A 21862-nucleotide genomic window follows, 5' to 3' on the forward strand; every position below is an offset into this window, starting at 1 on the left:
GGGCGCCTTTTAGCTGATGAGGTGCTTGCATAAGCATAAAGGCATCAGCAGCAGTTATATAACTACAGGCCTGCGAAGGGGGAGAGAATTGTTTCTATATCCTCGGTCACCTGGCGGCTGTACTAGTATTATGGGCAGTGCTGCTGCGAAAAGAAACTAAAAAACAGACCCTATTACCTATCTTTGTCTCCCTTCCCCCAAACACTTTCGACCCCTGCCTCTGTATGAAGTTCATCGTCTCGTCTTCCGCCTTGCTCAAGCAACTCCAGAGCATCAATGGCGTGGTCACGAACAATCCCGTGGTGCCGATTCTGGAGAACTTCCTCTTCGAGATTGAGGAAGGAAAACTAACGATTACGGCCTCTGACCTAGAGACCAGCATGATAACCGAGCTGCCCGTAGAAGCCCGCGAAGCAGGCCGTATTGCAGCCCCGGCCCGCATTTTGCTCGATACGCTCAAGAACCTGCCCGACCAGCCCGTGACCTTCACGCTGGACGAGGAAACCTACACTATTGAAATTGCCAGCAGCAACGGCCGCTACAAACTAGCTGGCGAAAACGCTACCGATTTCCCGCGTGTACCCGTAGTAAAAGGGTCTACGCCGATTGAAATACCATCGTCTTCGCTGGCTCGGGCCATCAACAAAACCATCTTCGCGGTGAGCACCGACGAGTTGCGCCCCGCCATGACCGGCATTTTGGTGCAGTTAGCCGACAGCCAAGTAACGTTTGTAGCTACCGACGGCCACCGCTTGCTGCGCTACCGCCGCTCCGATGTAGGCGCTGGCCAGACCGCCAACCTGATTATTCCGCGCAAAGCTTTCAACCTGTTGAAAGGTGCTTTGCCCTCCGAGGCAACGCCAGTAAAAGTGGAGTTCAACAATTCCAATGCTTTCTTCAGCTTCAACCAGATGCGCCTCGTGTGCCGCCTGATCGACGAGCGGTACCCAGATTACGAAAACGTAATTCCGGTGAGCAACCCCAACAAGCTCATCATCAGCCGTCAGGAAATCCTGAATTCGGTGAAGCGCATCAGCATCTACTCCAACAAAACCACCCACCAAGTGCGCCTGCGCTTGGCCGGGTCCGAACTAACGGTTTCGGCCGAAGACTTGGACTTCAGCAACGAAGCCAACGAAAAGCTGCCTTGCCAGTACGACGGTGAGGACATGGAAATCGGCTTCAATGCCAAGTTCCTGCAGGAAATGCTGTCCAACATCGACTCCGAGGAAATCACCTTGGAATTGAGCACTCCTAATCGTGCGGGCTTGCTGATGCCAACCCTGGCCGACGACAACGAGAGCATTCTGATGCTGGTAATGCCGGTAATGCTCAACAACTACGTTTAATAGCGTACTTATTGATTTGTTAAATGGCTGGTCGTTCTTGCGGCCGGCCATTTTTCTGTTTAGTAGTTTTGCAACTCCATCGACTAGCTGAAACCTGCCAGGTAGCTATTCACTCTCCAACCATTCGACATGAAGAAATCCGAAATTCGTTTCAGCATCGCCCTCGACGACCAGAAAGTGCCCGAGGCCATCAGCTGGACTGCCACCGATGCCGGCCCTGATATTCACTTCGCCAAGGCTATCAACATTGCCCTTTGGGACCGTGACGAGCGTGGTACCATGAAAATAGACCTCTGGACCAAGGAAATGCCCGTTGATGAGATGAAGCGCTTTTACGTGGATACAATGGGCGCCATGGCCGAAAGCATCGTGACGGCCACCAACGACTCGGTTATGGCAACCAAAATGCGCAACCTGTGCAAGGAACTCATGAACCACATCGACGAAGAGGAGAGAAAGCAAGGCTAGCCTGAAGTAGCTGCTTCCGTAGCATAAGCCTTAGTGTCTTGCAACAGAAAGCCCCATCAGCGCACTGCTGATGGGGCTTTCTGTTGTAAAGGACCGAAAGAGTTTTACTAACGAGTTTGCTTGGGAGCTGGGGTACGGGCCGGGGCAATAACAGCACCGCCACTGGCCGGCGATGGGTTTTGTACCGACTTCACGAAGTTGGAGTTCACGTTTGCCGTGCGCGAAGCATAGTCCCGGTCGTATTTGCGGTACGCGGAGCGGGAGTCGTAGTAGTTACTGTATTGATCGTTGGAAAGGACGGCTTGCAGTTCCTTGTCTCGCTCTTTGCAAACTACGTCGCACTGCTGGGTAATGAGTTGGTTGTTGCCAGCGTAGCGCTGCTCAATGGCGGCCATCTTGGCAACCTTATCTTCGTTGATGGCCCGTAGGCGGGTAGACTGATAGCCGTTCAGACGCAGGTCGCGCGCCATTTGGTCGGAAAGGCGCTTGGCACGTTCCTGTACTTGGGTCGAGCGCGACGACTGGGCTTTATCGGCAGGAGCGAGGGATGGCTGTTGCTGAGCCTGAATGCTAAGTGTGCTAGCAAGCAGCAGTAAGGCGAGGGCAAGTTGCTTTCTCATCGGTCGATATATCAATATGAAGTTGAAAAAGAAGACATCCAGCTGCTTACAGATAAATTGTAGGCTGCCGGATGTCTCTTCCTAACGAAAAACAGTGCCAAGGAGTTTATGGCAAGTGCTGAGTTTCTCAAGAAATTAATTGCTTGATCTATTACAGCTCGCCAACGACTTCTTAAAAGCTATTTTTCCACATCATCGACTCCACTGGCCTGTCGGTGCGGTCGTTGTATTTGGCGTTGGCTTTGCGGTTGTAGAAGGTCTCAACGTCGCCTTGCACGGTGAAGTAGATGAGCTGGCCCACTGGCATGCCGTGGTAGACCCGTACCGGCATCGAGACGCTAATTTCCAGGGTCCAGTGGTTGCAGAAGCCAATGTCGCCTTTGCCGGCCGTTGCGTGGATGTCGATGCCAAGGCGGCCGACGCTGCTCTTCCCTTCAAGAAAGGGTACGTGGGCGTGGCTTTCGGTGTACTCCTCCGTCACGCCTAAGTAGAGCACGCCGGGTTGCAGCACGAAGCCTTCGGCCGGAATTTCGAATTGCTCTATCTCGTTGTGTTTGCGGGCATCCAGCACGGCGTCGCGGTAGGTAGCGAGGTAACGGCCCAGGTGCACATCGTAGGAATTGGTGCCCAGACACGTGCGGTCATAGGGCTCGATAACGATGTTGCCTCGCTCAATTTCGGCGAGAATTTGCTGGTCGGTAAGGATCATAAAGGGGAGGGGATGCTGAAGTATTACGTGTTCTCGTCCTCGTCTTCGTAGCGGTCTTCGGGCAAGGCGTTGGCAGAGCGGCGTATAGTAGGAGGAGTACCCTTTTGGCGGTCTAGCTCGTCGGTGAGAACGTCGAGGCGGCTGCGAAGGTCGGGCAAAACGCTGGTAAGCAGGAATAGCAGCAGCAGCACGGAGGCACCAGACAGCATTAGGGTCAAGTAGTCCACCCAGTCGTGCTCTACGGCTCTGTCAAGCGTTCTGGGGCTGACAGCAGGAGTAGTGGTAGTAGCCGCGGTGGGAGCCGTCTCTTCGGGCTCAGTAGTTAGGGGAGCGTCCACGTCGGCGGGAGGGACAGCAGCGCCGTCGGCAGCTAGCTCATCGGGAGCAGCATCTTCGGAGGCGTTGAACTGAGCAGCGCTCTGCTGAATAAAGCGCTCCAGGCCCCGGATAAGGGACACCCGCTCGTCGCGGGGCAGCACCCGAACAAAGAACTCGAAGTTTTTGTCGACTAAAATACTGCGCAGCTGTTTTTCAAACTCGGCTAAGTCGGTGCGGCCGCGGCCGAAGCGGTTTTTGTAGCGCTCCGAAACTCCGTTATAATTCTGAAACAGCTTTTGCAAATCAGCGCGGCCGTCGAAATCGTTGAATTCTTTCCGAGCCTTAGCGGTACGTAGCGAGACAGGAAATTTGCGCCGTGTAAATGACTTGTCGTACACGGTTTCCATGGTTCGGAAATTCAACTCATCAACGGTACGGTCGAACAGGCGTTTGTTGGTAGCAGCTGCCGATTCCGTCTGGGCCTTGAGTAGGTTAGGCGTTGCAAGCCATAAAACCAGGAATAGCGGCAGAAAGAGTCGAAGTCGAGGCATAGAGGCGAGGAAGTTTAGCGGCAAAGGTAACCGCTGTTTGCCCCGGAATCTACTGCTAGCGTCAATTTGCTGCTTTTTAGGTTTGAATTCAACACTACGATTTGTCAAGGAAATAAGTAGTGTAAATAAGCTAAGTAATGAAGCAAAATAAACTAGCGGATAAATTTAAATTTATATAAGACTTAATTTGCTAAGCGTAATTACTGACAGCGAAAATTGTGAAATATTTTATTGTTTGATACTAAACGCACGTTAAATTATAATGCTGTTTATTCCATTAAACTAAGCGCTGCATATCTTTTCTATTTGATCAGTATTAGCAGCAATACTACTGCGAAGAAAACCTATATATAGTGCCAGGCTTTTATTACTAAATTGTTAGCAAGGGCCTATTTGCAGGTTATTAGTTGGATAAATGTAATTTGTATTATGTAAAGTGTGTTAAACTATTTTAATAATTATAGCAAATTATTTTATTGCCTGAACTATATAGGCAGTAATGTTATTAGTGTCACTTGATATTGCATAGCTAATTTTGTTGCCCGTTCCTTCAGAGGGGTCTTGGCTTGCAATTTCCAGTTGATTTCAAAATAACATTTGTGCTGTTAATGAAGAAAAAATTACTTGGATGTAGTAGCCTACTGCTGCTACTGCCATGCTTTTCCTTTTACACGGAAAGTATCAACAATTCTTCTCTCTGGCGAGTGCCGTTCGCCCAAAACACAGAAGAAGCTTTTGAAATAGGCGTGAAGCCGGATTACTCCAACGGGTCGGTGGCCCTTAGCACGGGTAGCTGGACGCTGGACGACGCAGTGCTAGGCAACACGGCAGCCGACCACAAAAACGGAGCTCAGGCCGTGCGCTTGCAACAGGGTGGGAGCCTAACGATGGAGTTCTTTCTGCCCACAGGCGCGTCTACCATAACCGTGCAGCACGCCGTGTATGGTACCGATGCGAGCAGCAGCTGGGAGCTTTTCGCTCAGTCGGAATCGTGCAACTGCAACAAGTGGACAAAGGTTGGCTCAACGGTACTGACGAGTTCTTCTGTTTTGCAGACGGCAGCTTTCACGGTTAATATTTCGGGTCGCGTCAAGTTCGAGATTCGCAAAACTTCCGGTGGCAAAGCCCGCCTCAACATCGACGATTTTGCCGTCACGGAATTTGGGGTGGCGCAGCCTTCCCTCGATAACAGCAGCCTCGCGTTGGGCAACCCGAGCGGCGCTGTAGAAGATGTTAATAGCCCCAACAACTATTTGCTGGTGAAGCCGCAGTTTACGGTGGGTTACAACCGTGACCAAGGCAAGCCCAACTGGGTAAGCTGGCACCTCGATATGGATGACCGAGGTACTTCTGATCGGCAAGATGACTTCCGCAACGATCCTGCGCTGCCAGCCGGCTGGTATCAGGTACAGTCCAACAGCTACAATGGCAGCGTTACGGGGTTTGACCGGGGCCATAACTGCCCCTCGGCCGACCGTACCTCGTCGGTGGAAAACAACTCGGCTACGTTTTTCATGACGAACATGATGCCGCAGTCGTCGAAAAACAACCAGGGCCCGTGGGCTAAATTAGAAGATTACACCCGCACTTTCTTGCCCGGCAACGAGATGTACGTTGTATGCGGTAGCTACGGAAAGGGAGGCATTGGAGCAACCAACGGGTACTACGAGACATTGGATAATGGCCGCATCACGGTGCCCTCCAACTGCTGGAAGGTTATCGTTATTCTGCCAGTTGGTATCAACGATGCGGCCCGGGTAAACGCCAACACCCGCGTCATCGCCGTGAACATGCCCAACATCAACGCAATCGACGCAAACTGGGGCACCTACCGCACCACCGTTGATGCCATTGAGGCCGCTACTGGCTACGACTTGCTGTCGAACCTGCCAGTTGAAGTGCAGAATGCCATTGAGTCGAAAGTTGACAACGGCCCGGTATTGTAAGGCCACTTCCTTCCAGATTTTCCCAACGACATCATCGTCTATATGACACAGTTTTATAAAGCTGCTCGGAAGCTTGGATACTTGCCGGCCTTCCTAGTGTGCTTGTTCTTTTTCACTACTCAGCTAAGCTGGGGACAGACAGTGCCTTATCCACTTGCGGGCGGAACGTACACGGAGAACTTCAACGATATTGCTAACTGGGGAGACAACTTCGTCGGTGGAAGCGGCGCTAATCGATTTGGAGTGGCTTCTCCCCAGGTGCCATCTACACTGCCTAGCTCGAACAAGGTTTTTGTAACTGGTACGGCTGGAGGAGTGCAAAAAGTAGGCAGCACGGCTATTGCTTTATTAGCAGTTGGCAGTGATAACGCAACTGCCACCGCCTTTGACCTGTACCTTGATTTTAGTGACGTTGCTGCTGGTACTATCAGCTTAGATTGGGCGCAGATTACCAACTCAACCGGCAATCGGCAATCTACTTTTAAGTTACAAACCAATACGGGCTCAGGCGGGCTATTTGTCGATTTACCCCAAACAACTGTTGTTATTACCAACGGCGAGGCCTCATCGGGCAAGCTAACGAATATTGCCTTGCCAGCAGCGTTCAATAACAATCCTGCCGCTAAGATTCGCTTCTATATAACGCCTACTGCCAGCAGTAACTCACCAAGCGGTAGCCGACCAAAGATTAGCGTTGACAACGTTCAGATAACTTCAAGTGCAACGGGTGGTGTTCCTGTTGCTGCAATCAGTACCAGCGCTGTCACGTCGTCTTCCTTCTGTGTTACTTCCGCTGAGGGCAGTAGCCCGTTCAACGTTGCGTACACGACTACTGGCACTATTACGGGTACGTTCAAAGCGCAGCTGTCCAATGCTTCGGGCAGTTTCACAACCGGCACTACCATTATTGGCGAGGGAACTAACTCGCCCATTGCAGCCACTATTCCGTCTAGCACGGCCAGCGGTACCGGCTACCGGGTGCGCGTGATAAATGAATCCGCGGCCATCAACGGTACCGACAACGGCGCTAATCTGACTGTCAACCTTGGCTCGGCAACCAATTCGGTAACCGTAACGCCAACTGCGGCACAGAACATTACCCTAACGGGTTCTGGTACCGCGTTGAGCGCCACGGCCGCTACGGGTTCTACTTTCACCTGGCAATACGGCACAAGTGCTACTGGTCCTTTCACTACAACGCTTGCTAGCGCCACCGGCGCTACCTACCAGCCTAAGGGCGCAGACTTCGGTGCGGCGGGTACCTATTATGTAATTGCCAACGCAAGTGCCACTACACCTTGCGGCCCGGTCACTGGTAAGAGCGAATCGGTTGCCATTACGGTATCGGCGCCACAGCCAGAAGTTACCACGTCCGTGGCAGCTGTGCCCGCTTTCGGTGGTACCGCAGTGGGTGCTGCTTCGGCTGCAAAAAGCTTCACGGTTAGTGGTACCGGTCTGACTTCAGCGCTAGTGGTTACGCCACCAGCTGGGTTTGAAATTCGCACGGGTACGCAGCCGTTTGCTTGCTGCGCTATTCAGCTTCAACCCAACAACGGCACCGTAAACACAACAACGATTGAGGTGCGCTTTGCCCCCACCGCGGCGCAAACGTACCAGGCCGCTATTCCGGTAACTAGTACTGGCTTTCCCGACAAGGCTATAGCCGTGAGCGGCGCTAGCACAGCGCCCGTATACCCCGCTACGGTTAGCACAGCCGCATTGACCAACGTTGCGTCAACAAGCGTTACGACGGGTGGCACCATTGAGCCCGACGGCGGTAGCCCAGTTACGGCTCGTGGCGTGGTGTGGGCCAAAACGCCTAACCCCGTGCTCGGTACGTTGAAAACCGCTGATGGTGCTGGAACAGGAACGTTTGCCAGTACCATTGGGGGGCTGGTGCCCGGCACTACTTATTATGTGCGGGCGTATGCCACCAACACCGCTGGAACAACTTACGGTGAAGAATTTACCTTGACCACCGTAGAAGTACTACTCGCAACCGAACCTACGCAGTCGGCCGCATTGGCAGCTAGCCAAGTCACCAGCAATTCCATCCGGTTGGCTTTGAACGGCGGCAACGGAGCCAAGCATTTGGTGGTAGCGCGCATTGGCGGGGCCGTAGATGCAACTCCTGTTGATGCTACCACTTATGCAGACAGCACAGTGTTCAGCAAAGGAGCAGTGCTCGGCACCGGCAATTACGTGGTATACGCGGGCACCAGCGACACAGTACTGGTAAGCGGCCTGCGGCCAAGCACAGCGTACTCGTTTGCCGTTTTCGAGTACAACGACAACAACATGCCGTATGCCGAAAACTACCTGACTACTGTACCTGGCAAGCTAAGCAAAACCACATTGGCACTGCCAGCGGCGCTGCTGCTAGAAGAAAACTTCAACTACACGGCAGATGCAGACCTAACTTCTACCAACAATTGGACCGCACACAGCAGTGGTGGAACCAGCCCTATCAAGGTTACAACTAACGACCTGAAGTATGATAGCTATGGCGCCAGCAACATCGGTAATGCGGTAGCGCTGAAAACCAGCGGCGAAGACCTGAACCGAAAGTTTAGCCCGGTGTATGCCCGCACGCCAGTGTATGCCTCGCTCTTAGTGAACGTAACTAGCGCTTCAGAAACCGGTGATTATTTCTTTCACTTGGGCACCGCTACCACCAACTCCAGCTTTTATAAGGGCCGGGTATACGTTCGGAGCGGCGCGGCAGGTAAAATCCAGTTTGGTCTCAGCAATAACACCAACCCTGGGCCTAAGTACTCGACCATCGACTACGACCTGAAAACCACCTACTTATTAGTAATTAAGTACGGGTTTGATGAAACGGGTAACACAGCGCAGCTCTTTGTTAACCCGGCGTTGAATGCCGAGCCAGCTACTGCCGAAATCGAAGCCACGGAAACGGGCAGTTCACCTTCAGATATTGGGTCGGTTGCTCTGCGTCAGGGCGCTAGCGCCAATGCGGCTGAATTGACAGTTGACGGCATTCGGGTAGGCAATTCTTACCGAGTAGTGCGGACCGGACTTATTTGCTTGGAGCCTAAAGCGGCCTTCACGGCCACCACGGTTTGTGTGGGTGCAGCTACCGCTTTCACCAATACTTCCGAAGAACTAGAAAGCAATGCAACCTATTCATGGGACGTGAACAGCGACGGCACGGTTGATTACACTACCAAGAATATTGCGCATACGTATGCTGCCGCTGGCACTTACACCGCCAAGCTAACGATCAAGCAAGGCACCTGCTCCAATACGTACACGCAGCAAGTGACGGTACGGGCATTGCCAACTGTGGCGCTGAGCGGCACTACAACCATTTGCGCGGGCACCAGCACGAAGCTGGCTCTGCGCCTAACCGGCATTGCTCCCTGGATTGTGAAGTACTCCACGGATGGCGGTACAACCTCAACTGCGCTGACAATTAATGCCGCTGACGTATCAAGTGCCGGTGATTATTTGCTGGCGGTGAGCCCAACGGCTACCACTACCTACACGCTGGTAGCGGTTTCGGATGGCAACTGCGACGGACTGGCTCCGAAAGGCTCGGCTACCGTAACTGTGAATACCGTACCGGTGCTCACCCTGCCTACCATTCCAGCTACCAACGCCACGGCAGGTTTGCGCGGTGCTTCGGTTGCTTTCGTGGCTACCGCTACTGGCAGTACGCCAGCTCCAGCCATCACGTACTCGATTGTGAAAAATGGCGTTGCAACGCCTATCACGTCGCCCTATATTTTCCCCTTGGGTACAACTACGGTTACAACCACGGCTACCAACGACTGCGGTACCACCTCGGCTACTTTCCCAGTGACGGTGCAAAGCCCAACGACCATCAGCGTACTGCACCAGAATGCCGATGGGGTAGTGGCAAACAACGTCATCAAGCCTAATCTGCAACTGGTAAACAACAGCACCCAGGCTATTCCTTATTCGGAGCTGCGCGTGCGCTACTGGCTGACGGCCGAGGACTTCGCCACGATGGTAGCCACAATTGACTATGCCCAAGTGGGCACCGGCGCAGTGAAGGCGCAGTACGTACCCCTTACTGAGCCAGCAAAGGGTGCTGCGGGTTACGTGGAATATTCGTTCACTAGCGCGGCTGGCACGCTGCCGGCCGGTGGAAATTCCGGTGCTATTCAGTCGCGCATCAACAAGCAGACGCAAACCAACTTCAACGAGGCCGACGACTATTCTTACGCTGCCACTAGCACGTATCTGAAGAATGAGCGCATCACGGTGTACCGTAACGGGGAGTTGTTAGGCGGAGTAGAACCAGCGTTGGAGCCATCTGTAACGAAGCTGGTGGCTTTGTCGCAGAACCGGGAGAAGAAAGCTACTTCCAACACCATCAGTACCTACTTACAACTGCGCAACGAAGGCAACACCTCCATTGCATACAAGGACCTGACGGTGCGGTACTGGTTTAGCCCAGAAGGCACGCAGCAACTCAAGTCGTATCTGGACTACGCAGACTTCGGAGCCAACAATGTGCAGATAACCTTCGGCCAGGCTGGCACCGAAACGTACGCCGAACTGCATTTTGCCGCCGCGCTTGGCAGCTTCTCGCCGCTCAGCAGCACCGGCAACATTCAATACCGCTTAGGCAAAGCCGACTGGTCTGATTTCAATCAAGCCAACGACTTCTCGTACCAGGTAGCTGCGGGAGCATTAGCCGAAAACATGCACATTACGGCGTACGTGCAAGGCCAGCTGGTATACGGTCAGGAGCCTACGGGTGCCACTCAGACCAGCGCTCGGGGACAAAATGCTACGGCATTAGCCATGAAGCCGACTTCGGGCGCCGCGGCCAGAAGCGTGGTGAGCAGCTACCCTAACCCATTCACGGGGCGTACCACCATCACCTTCACTGCCGCGCAAGCCCAGAACTACCAGCTGGATATTTACGATATGCAAGGCCGCTTAGTCCAGCATTTGCAAACTGGCAAAGCCCTGGCCGGGCAAGCAGTACAGGTGGAGTGGCAGGCAGGCAATGCTCCGGCAGGCGTGTATATGGCCCGCCTCACCACCGGCAACACGGTACAACAACTCAAGTTGGTGGTTCAGTAACCCCAACTCAAGCATCACAAAAAAGCCGGCCCCAAACAGGGCCGGCTTTTTTGTTTGCTGTCAGAGAAGACTCTTACTCGTGGCGAGGAAAGCAAGGAAGTGCTACAGCCCGTGCGCCTCGCGCATCGACTCGCGGCAGGCGGTCAGGTACACTTCTACCAAGTCATCGGTGATGGCCGTGCTGACGAATAGGGCCTCATACTGAGCCGGAGCCAGGTAGATGCCCCGTTGCAGCATGGCGCGGAAGTAGCGGCCAAATGCCTCAGTGTCGGAGTGTTTGGCGTCGGCAAGGTTGTTAACGGGCTTGTCGGTGAAGAACACGCTGAACATCGAGCCTACTTGGTTCACTGTATAATTCAAGCCAAGATCGGCGGCAATCTGGCGGGTACCATCGGCGAGACGGGTGGTAACGCGGTTTAGCTCGTCGTAGAGTTCGGGGTGTTGCTGCAAGTACGTAAGCTGGGCAATGCCGGCGGCGGTAGCAATGGGGTTGCCGGAGAGCGTACCCGCCTGGTACACCTTGCCTGCGGGAGCCACATTGTCCATGATGTCTTGGCGGCCACCGTAAGCTCCCACGGGCATGCCGCCCCCAATGATTTTGCCGAGCGTGGTCATGTCGGGCGTGATGCCGTAGAGCTCTTGCGCGCCACCTGGAGCGAGGCGGAAGCCTGTCATTACCTCATCGAAGATAAACACAATGCCGTGCTGCGTGCATAAGTCGCGCAGGCCCTGCAAGTACCCTTCCTGCGGCGCTACCAAGCCCATGTTGCCTACTACCGGCTCCAGAATCAACGCCGCTACTTGCCCTTCGTTGGCTACAATGATTTGCTCGACGGCTTCTAAGTCGTTGTAAGGCACCGTAAGAGTATCCTGCGCTACTCCTTCTGTCACGCCGGGCGAATCGGGGGTGCCGAGGGTGAGAGCGCCGGAGCCAGCCGCAATCAGAAACGAGTCGCCGTGGCCGTGGTAGCAGCCCTCGAACTTGATGATCTTGTTGCGGCCCGTGTAGCCCCGCGCCACCCGAATAGCCGACATAGTAGCCTCTGTGCCCGAATTTACCAGCCGCACCTTCTCGATGCTGGGCACCATTTGCTTGATAAGCTCGGCCATTTCCACCTCGCGGCGCGTGGGAGCCCCAAACGAAAGCGAAGCCGGAATGGCCGCCTGCACGGCGTCCAGCACCACGTCGGGCGCGTGCCCCAAAATCATGGGCCCCCAGGAATTGATGAAATCCAGGTACTTATTGCCATCGACATCCGTCAGCCAAGCTCCTTTGGCCGACTGCATGAACACGGGGTGGCCACCCACCGCGCGGAAGGCCCGCACCGGCGAGTTGACCCCGCCAGGAATGTGGTTTTTGGCGCGCTCGAATAGGTCGGCACTAGTTTGCAGAGCCAGTTCGGGGGTGGTTGTAGGCGAGGAAAGTTGCATAGCAGAAAAGTAGCGCGAAGCTCCAGCTTCACGTATCGTTAGACGAGTAACGTGACGATAAATACAAACCAAGACGCGAAACTGGAGCTTCGCGTCCCCAGTAGTACAACCTATCGGATGCCCACTGGGTTCAGTACTTCCAGCTCCAAACGCTCTAATTTGGTGAGCGGCACATACTGGTTGTCGTGGGCTCCGCCGGGGTAGCCAATGCCTTGGAATACGGCTCCGGATACCGGTCCCGCGTTGGTGAGTTGCTGCTGAAACGCTGCCCCGTTGAGGTGGAGCTGCGAGCCAAAGTAGTACAGCAGCTCGAAGCCCGTAAAGGCAAACACCGAGGGCGGCAGGTTCTGGCGCTGGGTGTACAATTGCCGAAAGCGCTGCACCCCAAAGCTAGCAGGATCAAGATACTTCGGATGCACAAAGTACACGTCGCGCGCGTCGAGCTGGCCTAGGCCGATGCGGTTGTTGTCGAGCCAGGATGCATAGGTGAGTAGGGGAGGGCGGGCATCTTGCGTCTTTAAAGCCCCTAAGGTGTAAGGCCCGATCTTTTTAGCGTCGGATGCTACCACCAAGTGCCCCACATTTTTCAAGTCGAGGCCAGCAAAGCCGGCATTCAACGACTCTTCAACGTTGGAATTAACGCGGCGCAACTCCACTACGCGGCCGCCCAATGCCTCGTACGCCTGCTTGTACGCCAATCCGAAAGCTGCTTCATCCCGGGTGTCCTCGTACAGCACAACGGCCGTGCGGGCTCCGCCTAAGCGGTTGTAAGCAAACTGCGCTGCTTGCCGGGCCTGCGTAGCCGTGCTCGGCTCGAAAAGGTAGTGCCACGAGTTGTCGAGCACCAAGTCACCGTCCTGGGAAAGCGGGTTCACACAAACAATCTGCTTTTGCTGAGCATAGCGCGCCAAAATCTTGCTGCCCGACTTATATATAGGTCCAATAATCAAGTCCATGCTTGCCAACTCAGGCAAAGCCAGCACTTGTTTGAGTTGCAGTGTATCCGCACCCGTGTCGTAGGCGAACAGCTGCACCGGGTGGCCTTCGCGCTGCAGAGAGTCCTGCGCGAGGCGCAAGCCAGCATAAAGGTCCGTCACGAATTGGTTTTTGCGGCGCGTTTCCCAGCTCGGGTCGTTGAACTGGAAAGGTAAGAGCACACCAATATTGTACATGCTCTTCTTGAGGGCAGCTGGGCGCGGGGTATAGCGGCTGCGGTCCAGCGCAAACTTCGTAATCAGTTGGTCGAGCTGGCCTTTGTCGGCATCGGTGTACCAGCCCCCGTTGGCAAGCTTGCTGGCGTAGGCACGGCCCACAGTTGCTTCCTGCGGATAGGCTTTCAGCAGGTTCTGGAAAGTGGGTTTGTCTTTCACGCGGGGCAAATACATGGCCTTCATGTTCTCGCGCTCCTGCACTAGCTTGTCGGCGGGTATCTGCGCCAGCACCTTCAGCGCATTATCGAAGTCGTTTTGCTCGAACGATACTTGGCCTTGCAAAAACAATGCTTCGGGCATACTAGGCCACTGCGCGTATTCATTGCGCAGCAGATTGAGCATCTGTTCGGCCTCGGCCCATTTTTTCGCCCGGCTAGCAGCCACGGCGTACAGGTAAGCGGCTTCAGGAGCTTGCTTGAACTGAGTACCAGGAGCGGCAGCCGGCTCCAACTCCGTCATGGCCAAGTCGTAGCGGGCCTGGCCAATGAGCGTTTTGCCGTTTTTGTAGCGCGTGTTTGGGTCCGAAGAGCCTAAGTTGGCTGGCAAGGGCGGACCAGTGGGCTTGGGCGCCGCAACAGCTGCTTTAGGCGCGTTGCCCTCAGTGGCTGGTTTAGTTGTAGCGGATGCGGCGGGTTTACTACCTGGGGTAGTACCCGTAGCCGCCGGTTTGCTGGCAGGGGGTGTGGTAGTTTTACCAGCGGTCGGCGTGGCAGACTTGGTGGCTGGAACAACTGGTTTGCTGGTGGCAGGGGTAGTGGGCTTGCTTGTCGTAGCTGGCGGGCGAGTCGCCGCGGGCTTGGGGGTCGTTTGTTGGGCTTGATTAGGCAGGGCTAGTGCTAAGCAGCTACCCAACGCAGCAAGTCGCACAAAAGAAAAAAACGGCATAAGCCAGGAAACCGGAAAGTGAGGCGTAATAAGAGCCAAGCTGCAACACCGCAGCTTGATTGCTCAAATGTACGAAGGATGGATGGGGAGGTATACAAACAGAAGAGCAGCTACACCAGATGATAGCTTTACTATCACCTGGTGTAGCTGCTTGGTTATGTAGCTAGCAAAAAATCTACGTAGCAAATTACACTCTACGCCGACTTCACTTCGAAGTAGCATTGGTTAGCAACAGCTGAATTTAATGTCGAATTAAGCTCCATTTAACGGTTTTTTAAGTCTAGGCTTTCCTTCGCGAAATACCTTTGCATTCAAATAATAACCAGTCAACACACCTTCTCACTTGTCCTCCCAAACGATTTTACAGCTCGGTATGATAGTAACACTATCATAAACGATACTGCTACTTTGCTCTGCCTCATGGAAACGCATCCATTTGCAAACACTCATCTGCGGATCGAGTTGAACGAGCGGTTGTATTTGCGCGACCCGCAACAAACAGATTTAGGGCGCCGGCTGATGGCCGAAAGCATAAAGCTGATTGATGAAATTGGCTTCGAGCAGTTCACCTTCAAACGATTAGCTATACGCATTGAATCAACGGAGGCGTCGCTCTACCGCTACTTCGAGAACAAACACCGGCTGCTGGTCTATTTGGTGTCGTGGTATTGGGCGTGGCTAAGCTACCAAATCCGATTCCACACCCACAACGTGCCAAATCCGGCCGAGCGGCTACGGCTGATGCTGCGCATTCTCACGCGTGGCCACCAGTGCGACGCAGCTACCATGCAAGTTGATGGAGCGGCACTGTACCGCATTGTAGTGAACGAGGCCTCAAAAGCTTACCTCACCAAGGATGTCGACCAAGACAACCAAGCGGGTTTGTTTCGGGAATATAAGCGGCTGGCAGCAGGTATAGCGGCCGTCGTGAGCGAAATCAACCCCACGTACCCGTATCCACACATGCTGGTAAGCACGCTGCTAGAAGCCACGCGCAAGCAGCTGTTTTTTGCGCAGCATCTGCCGTCTCTCACTAACTCGGCCGAGCAAAAAACTGCCGAGGAAACGGTCTATGCTTTTCTTGAGAATCTGGTTTTCAAAGCCTTGACTTAATCAACCAACTGCCAACCGTACTCGCCGGGGCTGACGATAAGCTACCGTGCTCTTTGCCCTCATTCGGAACACACCGAAACTACCCCTGACTGCTCACCAACGAGCGTCTACAAACCAGAAACTTTACTTTAGAAATGGCTGATAATCATGCTTCTGCCCTCACGCCTGCGCAGCGCCTTTTCCGTCTGCTCGGAGCCGAGCGGCGTGACATCACTTACTTATATGTGTATGCGGCGCTTACTGGGCTGATTAGCTTGTCGCTGCCATTGGGTGTGCAGTCGGTTATCGGGTTTGTGAGCAGCGGCGACGTGAGTACGTCGCTAGTGGTGCTCATTGTGTTTATTGTGGTGGGTACGCTGCTGGTAGGAGGCTTGCAGGTGATGCAAGTGTACTTGGTGGAATTCATTCAGCAACGGTTGTTCGCCCGTATTAGCTTTGATTTTGCCGTGCGTTTGCCGCGGGTGCGTACCGAGTCATTGAATGGCCAGTACCTGCCCGAGCTGATGAACCGCCTGCTCGACACGCCGACCCTGCAAAAAGGCCTTTCTACGCTGCTGGTTGAATTTTCAGCGGCCGCGGTGCAACTATTGTTTGGCTTGCTGCTGCTCTCGTTCTATCATCCTATTTTCATAGCGTTTGGCTTGCTGCTGATAGGGCTACTGGCCCTTATGATCCGCTTCACGGGCCCCCGAGGCCTGAGCACCAGCCTCACCGAGTCGAAGTACAAATACCGCGTAGTGGCCTGGCTCGAAGATGTGGCCCGTACGGTACACACCTTCCGGCATCCGCCGCGTCAGCAGCTGGCACTCGACCGCACTGATAGCTTGGTTGAAGGGTATCTGGCCGCGCGCAAAAGTCATTTCAGTGTGCTGCTAACCCAGTACTGGGGCTTTGTCGCCTTCAAGACGCTTATCACGGCCGCGTTGCTCATTATCGGTTGCTGGCTGCTGATTAGCCGCCAGATCAACATTGGTCAGTTTGTGGCCGCTGAAATCGTTATTATTCTTACCATCTCGGCCATTGAGAAAGTGCTGCTCAAGCTGGATGTGGTATACGACGCCCTCACCTCGCTCGACAAAATTGGGCACGTACTCGACCTGCCGATGGTGGGAAGCCACGTGGGGTCGGCGCTGCCGTTGCCTGCCACTCAGCAAGGAATGCGCGTGGAAGTACGCCACGTTGCTTATCACTATCCTGGTAGTACCAAGCAGACCGTAAAAGAGGTATCGTTGGAGCTAAAGCCGGGGGAACACTTAGGCTTGGCGGGTTTCGATGGATCCGGCAAAACCACCCTGCTCCGCATTCTAGCGGGTTTGCTGGAAGGGTACACGGGCGTAGTGGCGTATGATGGGTTGGCTATGCAAGACATTGCACCGGCTTCGCTCTGGCAGCACGTCGGGGATAATATCTCCCACCAAAACCTGTTTGATGCTACGCTACTCGAAAATCTTACCCTCAACCAGGCCGACATCCAGCCCGACGATGTCGCCTGGGCGCTGGACTTGGTTGGCTTGCGCGACGACATCTACTCCCGTCCTTTAGGTCTGAATACCCCCCTTGGAGTTGGGTCGCCCCTCGCCGACAGCACTCGCCAGAAGCTGCTGCTGGCCCGGGCACTGGTGCGCCGCCCCCGCCTGCTGCTGCTCGACAACTTTCTGCCCGGCGTAGAGCCCGCCGAGCGCTTACGCATCTTGCGCCGCATACTGGCTCCCGAGCACAAATGGACCGTTCTGCTGGCTTCCAATGATGCCCGCGTGCTGGCTTTGTGCCCCCGCTTAGCCCTGCTCCGCAATGGTAGCCTCCTCGCCGATGGCAGTTACGCCGACCTCAGCCGCCGCTCCGAAGTACAAGAGCTGCTCGCTTAAGCAAGCAGTTGACAATCCATAGGGGTGGCACATGCTATTTCGTTACCGATCTAAGCTAGTTATCGCCCACTCACCTTTTCATCACACCACAAACTTTCACTCCCATGCCTTTCGCCGAACATCCGCTTGATGAAACCAACCCAATGGTGGCTCGTTTCCGCGCGTTCCGGCACGTACAAACGCCGCGGGCTGGCCGTATGCTGGCGCGCTGGGCCTCAGGGCTAGGGCTCTTGGTACTGGTAGCGGGGTTTATGCCCTGGACGCAAAATATTCGCTCTACCGGTACGCTCACTACGCTGCGCCCGCAAGACCGTCCTCAGATTGTGCCGAGTACCATAGCCGGGCGCATCGACCAGTGGCAGGTGCGCGAAGGCCAGCGCGTACGCAAAGGCGACACGCTGGTAGTCATCACCGAAATCAAAGACAAATACTTCGACCCCGAACTGCTGGCCCGGACTAGGGAGCAGCTAGAAGCCAAAATTGCCTCGCTGCAGGAAAACCGTGCTAAGGGCACGGCCTTGAGTAGCCAACAAGTAGCGTTGCGCAGCGGCCTGCGCGTGAGTCTTGACAAAGCCCGCAACAAAGTAGAGCAAACCCGCCTCAAGGTGAATTCCGACGAGGCAGAACTGCGGGCCGCCAACAACGACTTCGACATTGCGCGCCAGCAGCTCGAACGTCAGGAAAATCTCTACAAACAAGGCTTGAAATCGTTGACGGAGCTAGAGCAGCGGCGCCTGAAGTTTCAGGAAAGCACCGCCAAACGCCAAGCCGTGGAAAACAAGCTGGGCGCAAGCCGCCAAGAACTCGTAAATGCCCAGCTGGAACTGGCTTCGTTGTCGGCCGAGTATCAGGATAAGCTAGCTAAATCCGAGTCGGACCGCCGCTCAGTAACTGCCTACCAGTTTGATACCGAAGGTCAGATTGCCAAAATGCGTAACGAGCTGGCCAACCTGCGCATCCGCTCTGGGTTCTACCATATTCAAGCCCCGCAAGACGGCTACGTGGTGCGCGCCCTCAAAACCGGCCTCGGCGACATCGTAAAAGAAGGAGAGCCGATAGTGTCGGTGATGCCGAATGCGCCGCAACTAGCCGCGGAGCTATACGTGCGGCCCATGGATATTCCGCTGCTAAGTGTAGGCCGCCGAGTGCGCTTGCAGTTTGACGGCTGGCCAGCACTGGTATTCAGTGGCTGGCCCGGCACCAGCTTCGGTACCTTCGGTGGTGTGGTGGCCGTTATCGACAACATCGACTCGCAGGGCCAATACCGCGTGCTCGTCACCCCCGACCCGGAGCAGGAGCCTTGGCCTAAACCTTTGCGCGTGGGTTCAGGTGTTTATGGTTGGGCGCTGCTGGATGATGTGCCCATCTGGTACGAGCTGTGGCGGCAACTTAACGGCTTCCCGCCCAACTTCGTGGGTAAGCCGGCTTCTGCTTACGCCGCTAAGGATGCCAAGAAAGCCGACAAGGCCGACACGGAAGCCGGAGAGGAGGAAGTGAAATGACGGTTTTGCGTGCTATTAAAGTAGCTCTGCTGGTGGGCGCCCTTGGGTTGTGGGCACCAGCAGGAGCAGTGGGGCAGGTGATTCAGCAATCTGTAGCGCCGAGCGCCCAGCAGGCACTACGGACAGCCCAGCCAGTGGAGCTGACAGATACTAGCAAGGTATTCAGCCTTGCCGATTTGCTAACGTACGTGACCTTGCGCCATCCTGTAGCCCGCCAAGCCGGGCTGCAACCCGAGCGTGCCCGTCAGGAAGTGCGTTATGCCCGTGGCCTTTTCGATCCGGCGGCGAGCAGCAAGTACTACGGCAAAACCTTTGGTGGCAAAGAGTATTTTCATGACTGGGACACCCAGTTGCGCGTGCCGCTTTGGTTTGGCGCCGATGTAAAAGCCGGTTTCGAGCGGGGCGTGGGTACCTACGTCAACCCCGAAAATGCTACTCCGCTAGCTGGCTTAAGCTACGTGGGCGTTTCCGTGCCGGTCGTTCAGGGCCTACTCATGGATGAGCGACGGGCAGCCGTACGGCAGGCACAAGCCTTGCAGGGCTTGGCGGAAGCCGAGCGGCGCGGGGCTCTCAACAAGCTGGTGCTACAAGCTGCCAAAGACTATTGGGAGTGGAGCTTGCATTATCAGCGGCTAGCGCTGCTACGCCGCAATACCGACTTGGCCGACGTGCGCTTTCGTGCTGTGCGGGAGCGGGTGCGGCAAGGCGACCTGGCCGCCATCGATTCGATTGAAGCTTTGACGGAACTGCAAAATCGCCAGGCCACGCTGGTACAGGCCCAGGTACAATGGCAAAACGCCACGTTACTACTTAGTACGTACCTCTGGGACGAGCAGCAGCAACCCCGGGAGTTGCCCCCACAGGTGCGCCCCCAAGCGTTGCCCGTTCCCACTGCCTGGCGCCTTCTGCCACCCGATTCGGTAGCAGCCTTAGCAGAACTGGCCCTGCAGATTCATCCCGAGCTGCAGAAAAGCCGCGCTAAGCTTAGTCAGCTAACTATAGAGCGCCGCCTGCTTTCCAACAAGCTTCTGCCGAAGCTTAACTTAGATTATAATCTGCTGCAAGCCGGTCAGCCGTTCAATCCTGAAGCAGGCGCCCGCCTTAGCGGCAGTTATCTGCAGAATAACTACAAGCTGGGTGTAAGCTTTGCCTATCCGTTGTTACTGCGCCAGGAGCGCGCTAAGCTGCAACTCAACCGCCTCAAACTCCGCGAAACCGAGTTGGACTTGCAACAGGATAGCCGCGAGATTCAAACCGGTGTGCGCACCGTAGCAAATGAGTGGGACGCCCTGCGTGAGCAATTGCGCCTGCAAGAGCAAGTAGTGCAAAACGCGGAACGCCTGCGCAACGGCGAGCAAGTTCGGTTCGAAAATGGGGAAAGCTCGGTGTTTCTGCTCAATTCGCGGGAAGCCACGCTCGTTAGCGCCCGCGTCAAACTTGCTGAGCTGCAAGCCAAATACGCCCAAACCCAAGCTACTTTGCGCTGGGCCGCTGGCGGAATTGAATAAAACGCAGTGTTTGCTTTCTACTACCTGCATATTATAAGTCGGTAGAGGTAGGAGCATCAGAACTGAGCAGGGCCTAGAGTAGGCCGGATGGTGGGAGCGGAAGGCTGGCTGTTTGCATTTGCTGGTGCTGCAACGGAACGTAAACGATCTGCGTTGTTGAAACAGAATTGATTCTGCACACAAATGGCATAGACACATGGCACTGTTACCTGGCTTGAAACCCCGCCCCCGAAACTATAGCGACGAAACTCCACGCAACCCCGGCAAGTGGGGATGGTATATTATGGCGGTTATTGCCGTGCTGTGGCTGGTATATTCTTGGTTTTTCAACAAGTAACGGCATGCACTTTCAGCTAGTGCGTTGTACCTTTCAGGAGTAGATCATTTTGTAACCACCTGATTCAGTACAATCTGCTGTTGCAACTTCCGTTCTTGTATCTATGCCGCTTCCTCTCGCTACGTTAGCTCTGCCCCATATTCGGCAGCGCCTCAACCTCATTTTACTTTTAGGTGCTTCGCTTGCCTTAAGCGTAGTGCTCATTGCGTTCCGGGTGTTTTTCACTCATCAGATTACGTTCGTCTTTCTGCTCTGGAACCTGTTTCTGGCGTTCATACCATTCGGCTTGAGCACTATGCTTGGCTTGTCGGCTGGTCGATTGAAAGCCCGCGTATTGCTGCCAGTAGGATTGGTGTGGCTGCTGTTTTTCCCTAACGCTCCCTACATCCTCACCGACCTGTTCCATCTGGAGCGCCGTGTAAGCATCCCGTACTGGTACGATCTAGCACTTATTCTAAGCTGTGCTTGGAATGGGCTTATGCTGGCTTACGCCTCTCTTATTGATATGCAAACTTTAGTGGCGCGTCGGTTAGGCGCTGGTGCCGGATGGGCATTTGCTACGGTAGCCTTGCTATTAAGCTCGTTTGGCATCTATTTGGGTCGCTACTTGCGCTTCAACTCCTGGGATGTAGTCACCAACCCGCTCACCTTGTTTTTCGACATTGTTAGCAGACTTCTGCATCCCTTTTCTCACCCTAGCACCTGGGGCGTGACGCTGCTTTACGGCGTATTTTTGGTGTTAGGCTATGCTACCGTGCGGCTGCTCGGCCGGATGGGAGATGAGCAAGGCTAGTAGATTAGCCTGTACCGAAACGACCCTTATGTAGGTTCATTTAAGCCAAGCACTTAACTGCCTGGCTTTTTGGTGTTGAGTAGCTAGCAAGGCTACGTTTTAACAGTTGTTTATAACTCGCTGCTTAGAAGAGGCCAACATATGTTGGGAGAAAAAGCAGCACGTAGGATCTCG

General features: G+C 54.7%; 15 protein-coding genes. 10 read left to right on the forward strand and 5 right to left on the reverse strand.

The annotated features are described in order from the left end of the window. The first annotated feature begins 224 nt into the window (after positions 1-224). Together dnaN and gldC are read left to right on the forward strand one after the other, a co-directional pair. Positions 225-1349, forward strand: a complete 1125-nt coding sequence (gene dnaN, locus P1X16_RS06795; RefSeq protein WP_245124101.1) for a DNA polymerase III subunit beta — start codon at positions 225-227, stop codon at positions 1347-1349. Positions 1350-1478: 129 nt separating this feature from the next. Beyond that, the gene (gene gldC, locus P1X16_RS06800; RefSeq protein WP_277227197.1) at positions 1479-1817 is read left to right on the forward strand and encodes a gliding motility protein GldC; all 339 of its coding nucleotides are present in this window, start codon (positions 1479-1481) and stop codon (positions 1815-1817) included. A 107-nt stretch (positions 1818-1924) separates the two neighbouring features. On the opposite strand, the gene P1X16_RS06805 is transcribed toward gldC, so the two are convergent. The 3 genes from P1X16_RS06805 to P1X16_RS06815 all read right to left on the reverse strand — a co-directional run bounded on the left by P1X16_RS06805 (position 1925) and on the right by P1X16_RS06815 (position 4015). Next, complete coding sequence (locus P1X16_RS06805; RefSeq protein WP_277227198.1) at positions 1925-2437, reverse strand: hypothetical protein; 513 nt, start codon at positions 2435-2437, stop codon at positions 1925-1927. A 172-nt stretch (positions 2438-2609) separates the two neighbouring features. After that, complete coding sequence (dcd, locus tag P1X16_RS06810; RefSeq protein WP_277227199.1) at positions 2610-3146, reverse strand: dCTP deaminase; 537 nt, start codon at positions 3144-3146, stop codon at positions 2610-2612. A gap of 23 nt (positions 3147-3169) precedes the next feature. Further along, complete coding sequence (locus tag P1X16_RS06815; RefSeq protein ID WP_277227200.1) at positions 3170-4015, reverse strand: hypothetical protein; 846 nt, start codon at positions 4013-4015, stop codon at positions 3170-3172. A gap of 704 nt (positions 4016-4719) precedes the next feature. On the opposite strand from P1X16_RS06815, the gene P1X16_RS06820 reads away from it, so the two are divergent. Both P1X16_RS06820 and P1X16_RS06825 read left to right on the forward strand, forming a co-directional pair. Further along, positions 4720-5961 (forward strand): DNA/RNA non-specific endonuclease, encoded by a 1242-nt coding sequence (locus P1X16_RS06820; RefSeq protein WP_277227201.1) that lies wholly within the window; start codon positions 4720-4722, stop codon positions 5959-5961. Between the two features lie 141 nt (positions 5962-6102). Continuing rightward, the gene (locus tag P1X16_RS06825; protein WP_277227202.1) at positions 6103-11043 is read left to right on the forward strand and encodes a cellulose binding domain-containing protein; all 4941 of its coding nucleotides are present in this window, start codon (positions 6103-6105) and stop codon (positions 11041-11043) included. A gap of 102 nt (positions 11044-11145) precedes the next feature. Here P1X16_RS06825 and hemL read toward each other — a convergent pair whose 3' ends face one another. Both hemL and P1X16_RS06835 read right to left on the reverse strand, forming a co-directional pair. Then, positions 11146-12474: a glutamate-1-semialdehyde 2,1-aminomutase gene (hemL, locus tag P1X16_RS06830; RefSeq protein ID WP_277227203.1), complete on the reverse strand. Its 1329-nt coding sequence runs from the start codon at positions 12472-12474 to the stop codon at positions 11146-11148. A gap of 110 nt (positions 12475-12584) precedes the next feature. Beyond that, a complete protein-coding gene (locus P1X16_RS06835) occupies positions 12585-14570 on the reverse strand; it encodes an ABC transporter substrate-binding protein (protein ID WP_277227204.1) in 1986 nt (661 codons plus the stop codon). Between the two features lie 420 nt (positions 14571-14990). Here P1X16_RS06835 and P1X16_RS06840 point away from each other — a divergent pair, with 420 nt between their 5' ends. The 6 genes from P1X16_RS06840 (at position 14991) to P1X16_RS06865 (ending at position 21688) form a co-directional block, all read left to right on the forward strand. Continuing rightward, the gene (locus P1X16_RS06840) at positions 14991-15683 is read left to right on the forward strand and encodes a TetR/AcrR family transcriptional regulator (RefSeq protein WP_277227205.1); all 693 of its coding nucleotides are present in this window, start codon (positions 14991-14993) and stop codon (positions 15681-15683) included. Between the two features lie 134 nt (positions 15684-15817). Then, the gene (locus tag P1X16_RS06845) at positions 15818-17548 is read left to right on the forward strand and encodes an ABC transporter ATP-binding protein (protein ID WP_277227206.1); all 1731 of its coding nucleotides are present in this window, start codon (positions 15818-15820) and stop codon (positions 17546-17548) included. 104 nt (positions 17549-17652) lie between these two features. Then, complete coding sequence (locus tag P1X16_RS06850; RefSeq protein ID WP_277227207.1) at positions 17653-19050, forward strand: HlyD family efflux transporter periplasmic adaptor subunit; 1398 nt, start codon at positions 17653-17655, stop codon at positions 19048-19050. A 5-nt stretch (positions 19051-19055) separates the two neighbouring features. After that, positions 19056-20558 (forward strand): TolC family protein, encoded by a 1503-nt coding sequence (locus P1X16_RS06855; protein ID WP_277227208.1) that lies wholly within the window; start codon positions 19056-19058, stop codon positions 20556-20558. Positions 20559-20754: 196 nt separating this feature from the next. Continuing rightward, a complete protein-coding gene (locus tag P1X16_RS06860; protein ID WP_277227209.1) occupies positions 20755-20895 on the forward strand; it encodes a hypothetical protein in 141 nt (46 codons plus the stop codon). 103 nt (positions 20896-20998) lie between these two features. Further along, positions 20999-21688 (forward strand): DUF1361 domain-containing protein, encoded by a 690-nt coding sequence (locus P1X16_RS06865; RefSeq protein WP_277227210.1) that lies wholly within the window; start codon positions 20999-21001, stop codon positions 21686-21688. Positions 21689-21862 lie beyond the last annotated feature (174 nt).

Source organism: Hymenobacter sp. YC55 (assembly GCF_029433095.1).
In the GTDB taxonomy this organism is placed as follows: Bacteria; Bacteroidota; Bacteroidia; order Cytophagales; family Hymenobacteraceae; genus Hymenobacter.

Coding starts and splice junctions, on each gene's coding strand:
- dnaN (WP_245124101.1), top strand. CDS start 225: ATGAAGTTCATCGTCTCGTCTTCCGCCTTGCTCAAGCAACTCCAGAGC.
- gldC (WP_277227197.1), top strand. CDS start 1,479: ATGAAGAAATCCGAAATTCGTTTCAGCATCGCCCTCGACGACCAGAAA.
- P1X16_RS06805 (WP_277227198.1), bottom strand. CDS start 2,437: ATGAGAAAGCAACTTGCCCTCGCCTTACTGCTGCTTGCTAGCACACTT.
- dcd (WP_277227199.1), bottom strand. CDS start 3,146: ATGATCCTTACCGACCAGCAAATTCTCGCCGAAATTGAGCGAGGCAAC.
- P1X16_RS06815 (WP_277227200.1), bottom strand. CDS start 4,015: ATGCCTCGACTTCGACTCTTTCTGCCGCTATTCCTGGTTTTATGGCTT.
- hemL (WP_277227203.1), bottom strand. CDS start 12,474: ATGCAACTTTCCTCGCCTACAACCACCCCCGAACTGGCTCTGCAAACT.
- P1X16_RS06835 (WP_277227204.1), bottom strand. CDS start 14,570: ATGCCGTTTTTTTCTTTTGTGCGACTTGCTGCGTTGGGTAGCTGCTTA.
- P1X16_RS06840 (WP_277227205.1), top strand. CDS start 14,991: ATGGAAACGCATCCATTTGCAAACACTCATCTGCGGATCGAGTTGAAC.
- P1X16_RS06845 (WP_277227206.1), top strand. CDS start 15,818: ATGGCTGATAATCATGCTTCTGCCCTCACGCCTGCGCAGCGCCTTTTC.
- P1X16_RS06850 (WP_277227207.1), top strand. CDS start 17,653: ATGCCTTTCGCCGAACATCCGCTTGATGAAACCAACCCAATGGTGGCT.
- P1X16_RS06860 (WP_277227209.1), top strand. CDS start 20,755: ATGGCACTGTTACCTGGCTTGAAACCCCGCCCCCGAAACTATAGCGAC.
- P1X16_RS06865 (WP_277227210.1), top strand. CDS start 20,999: ATGCCGCTTCCTCTCGCTACGTTAGCTCTGCCCCATATTCGGCAGCGC.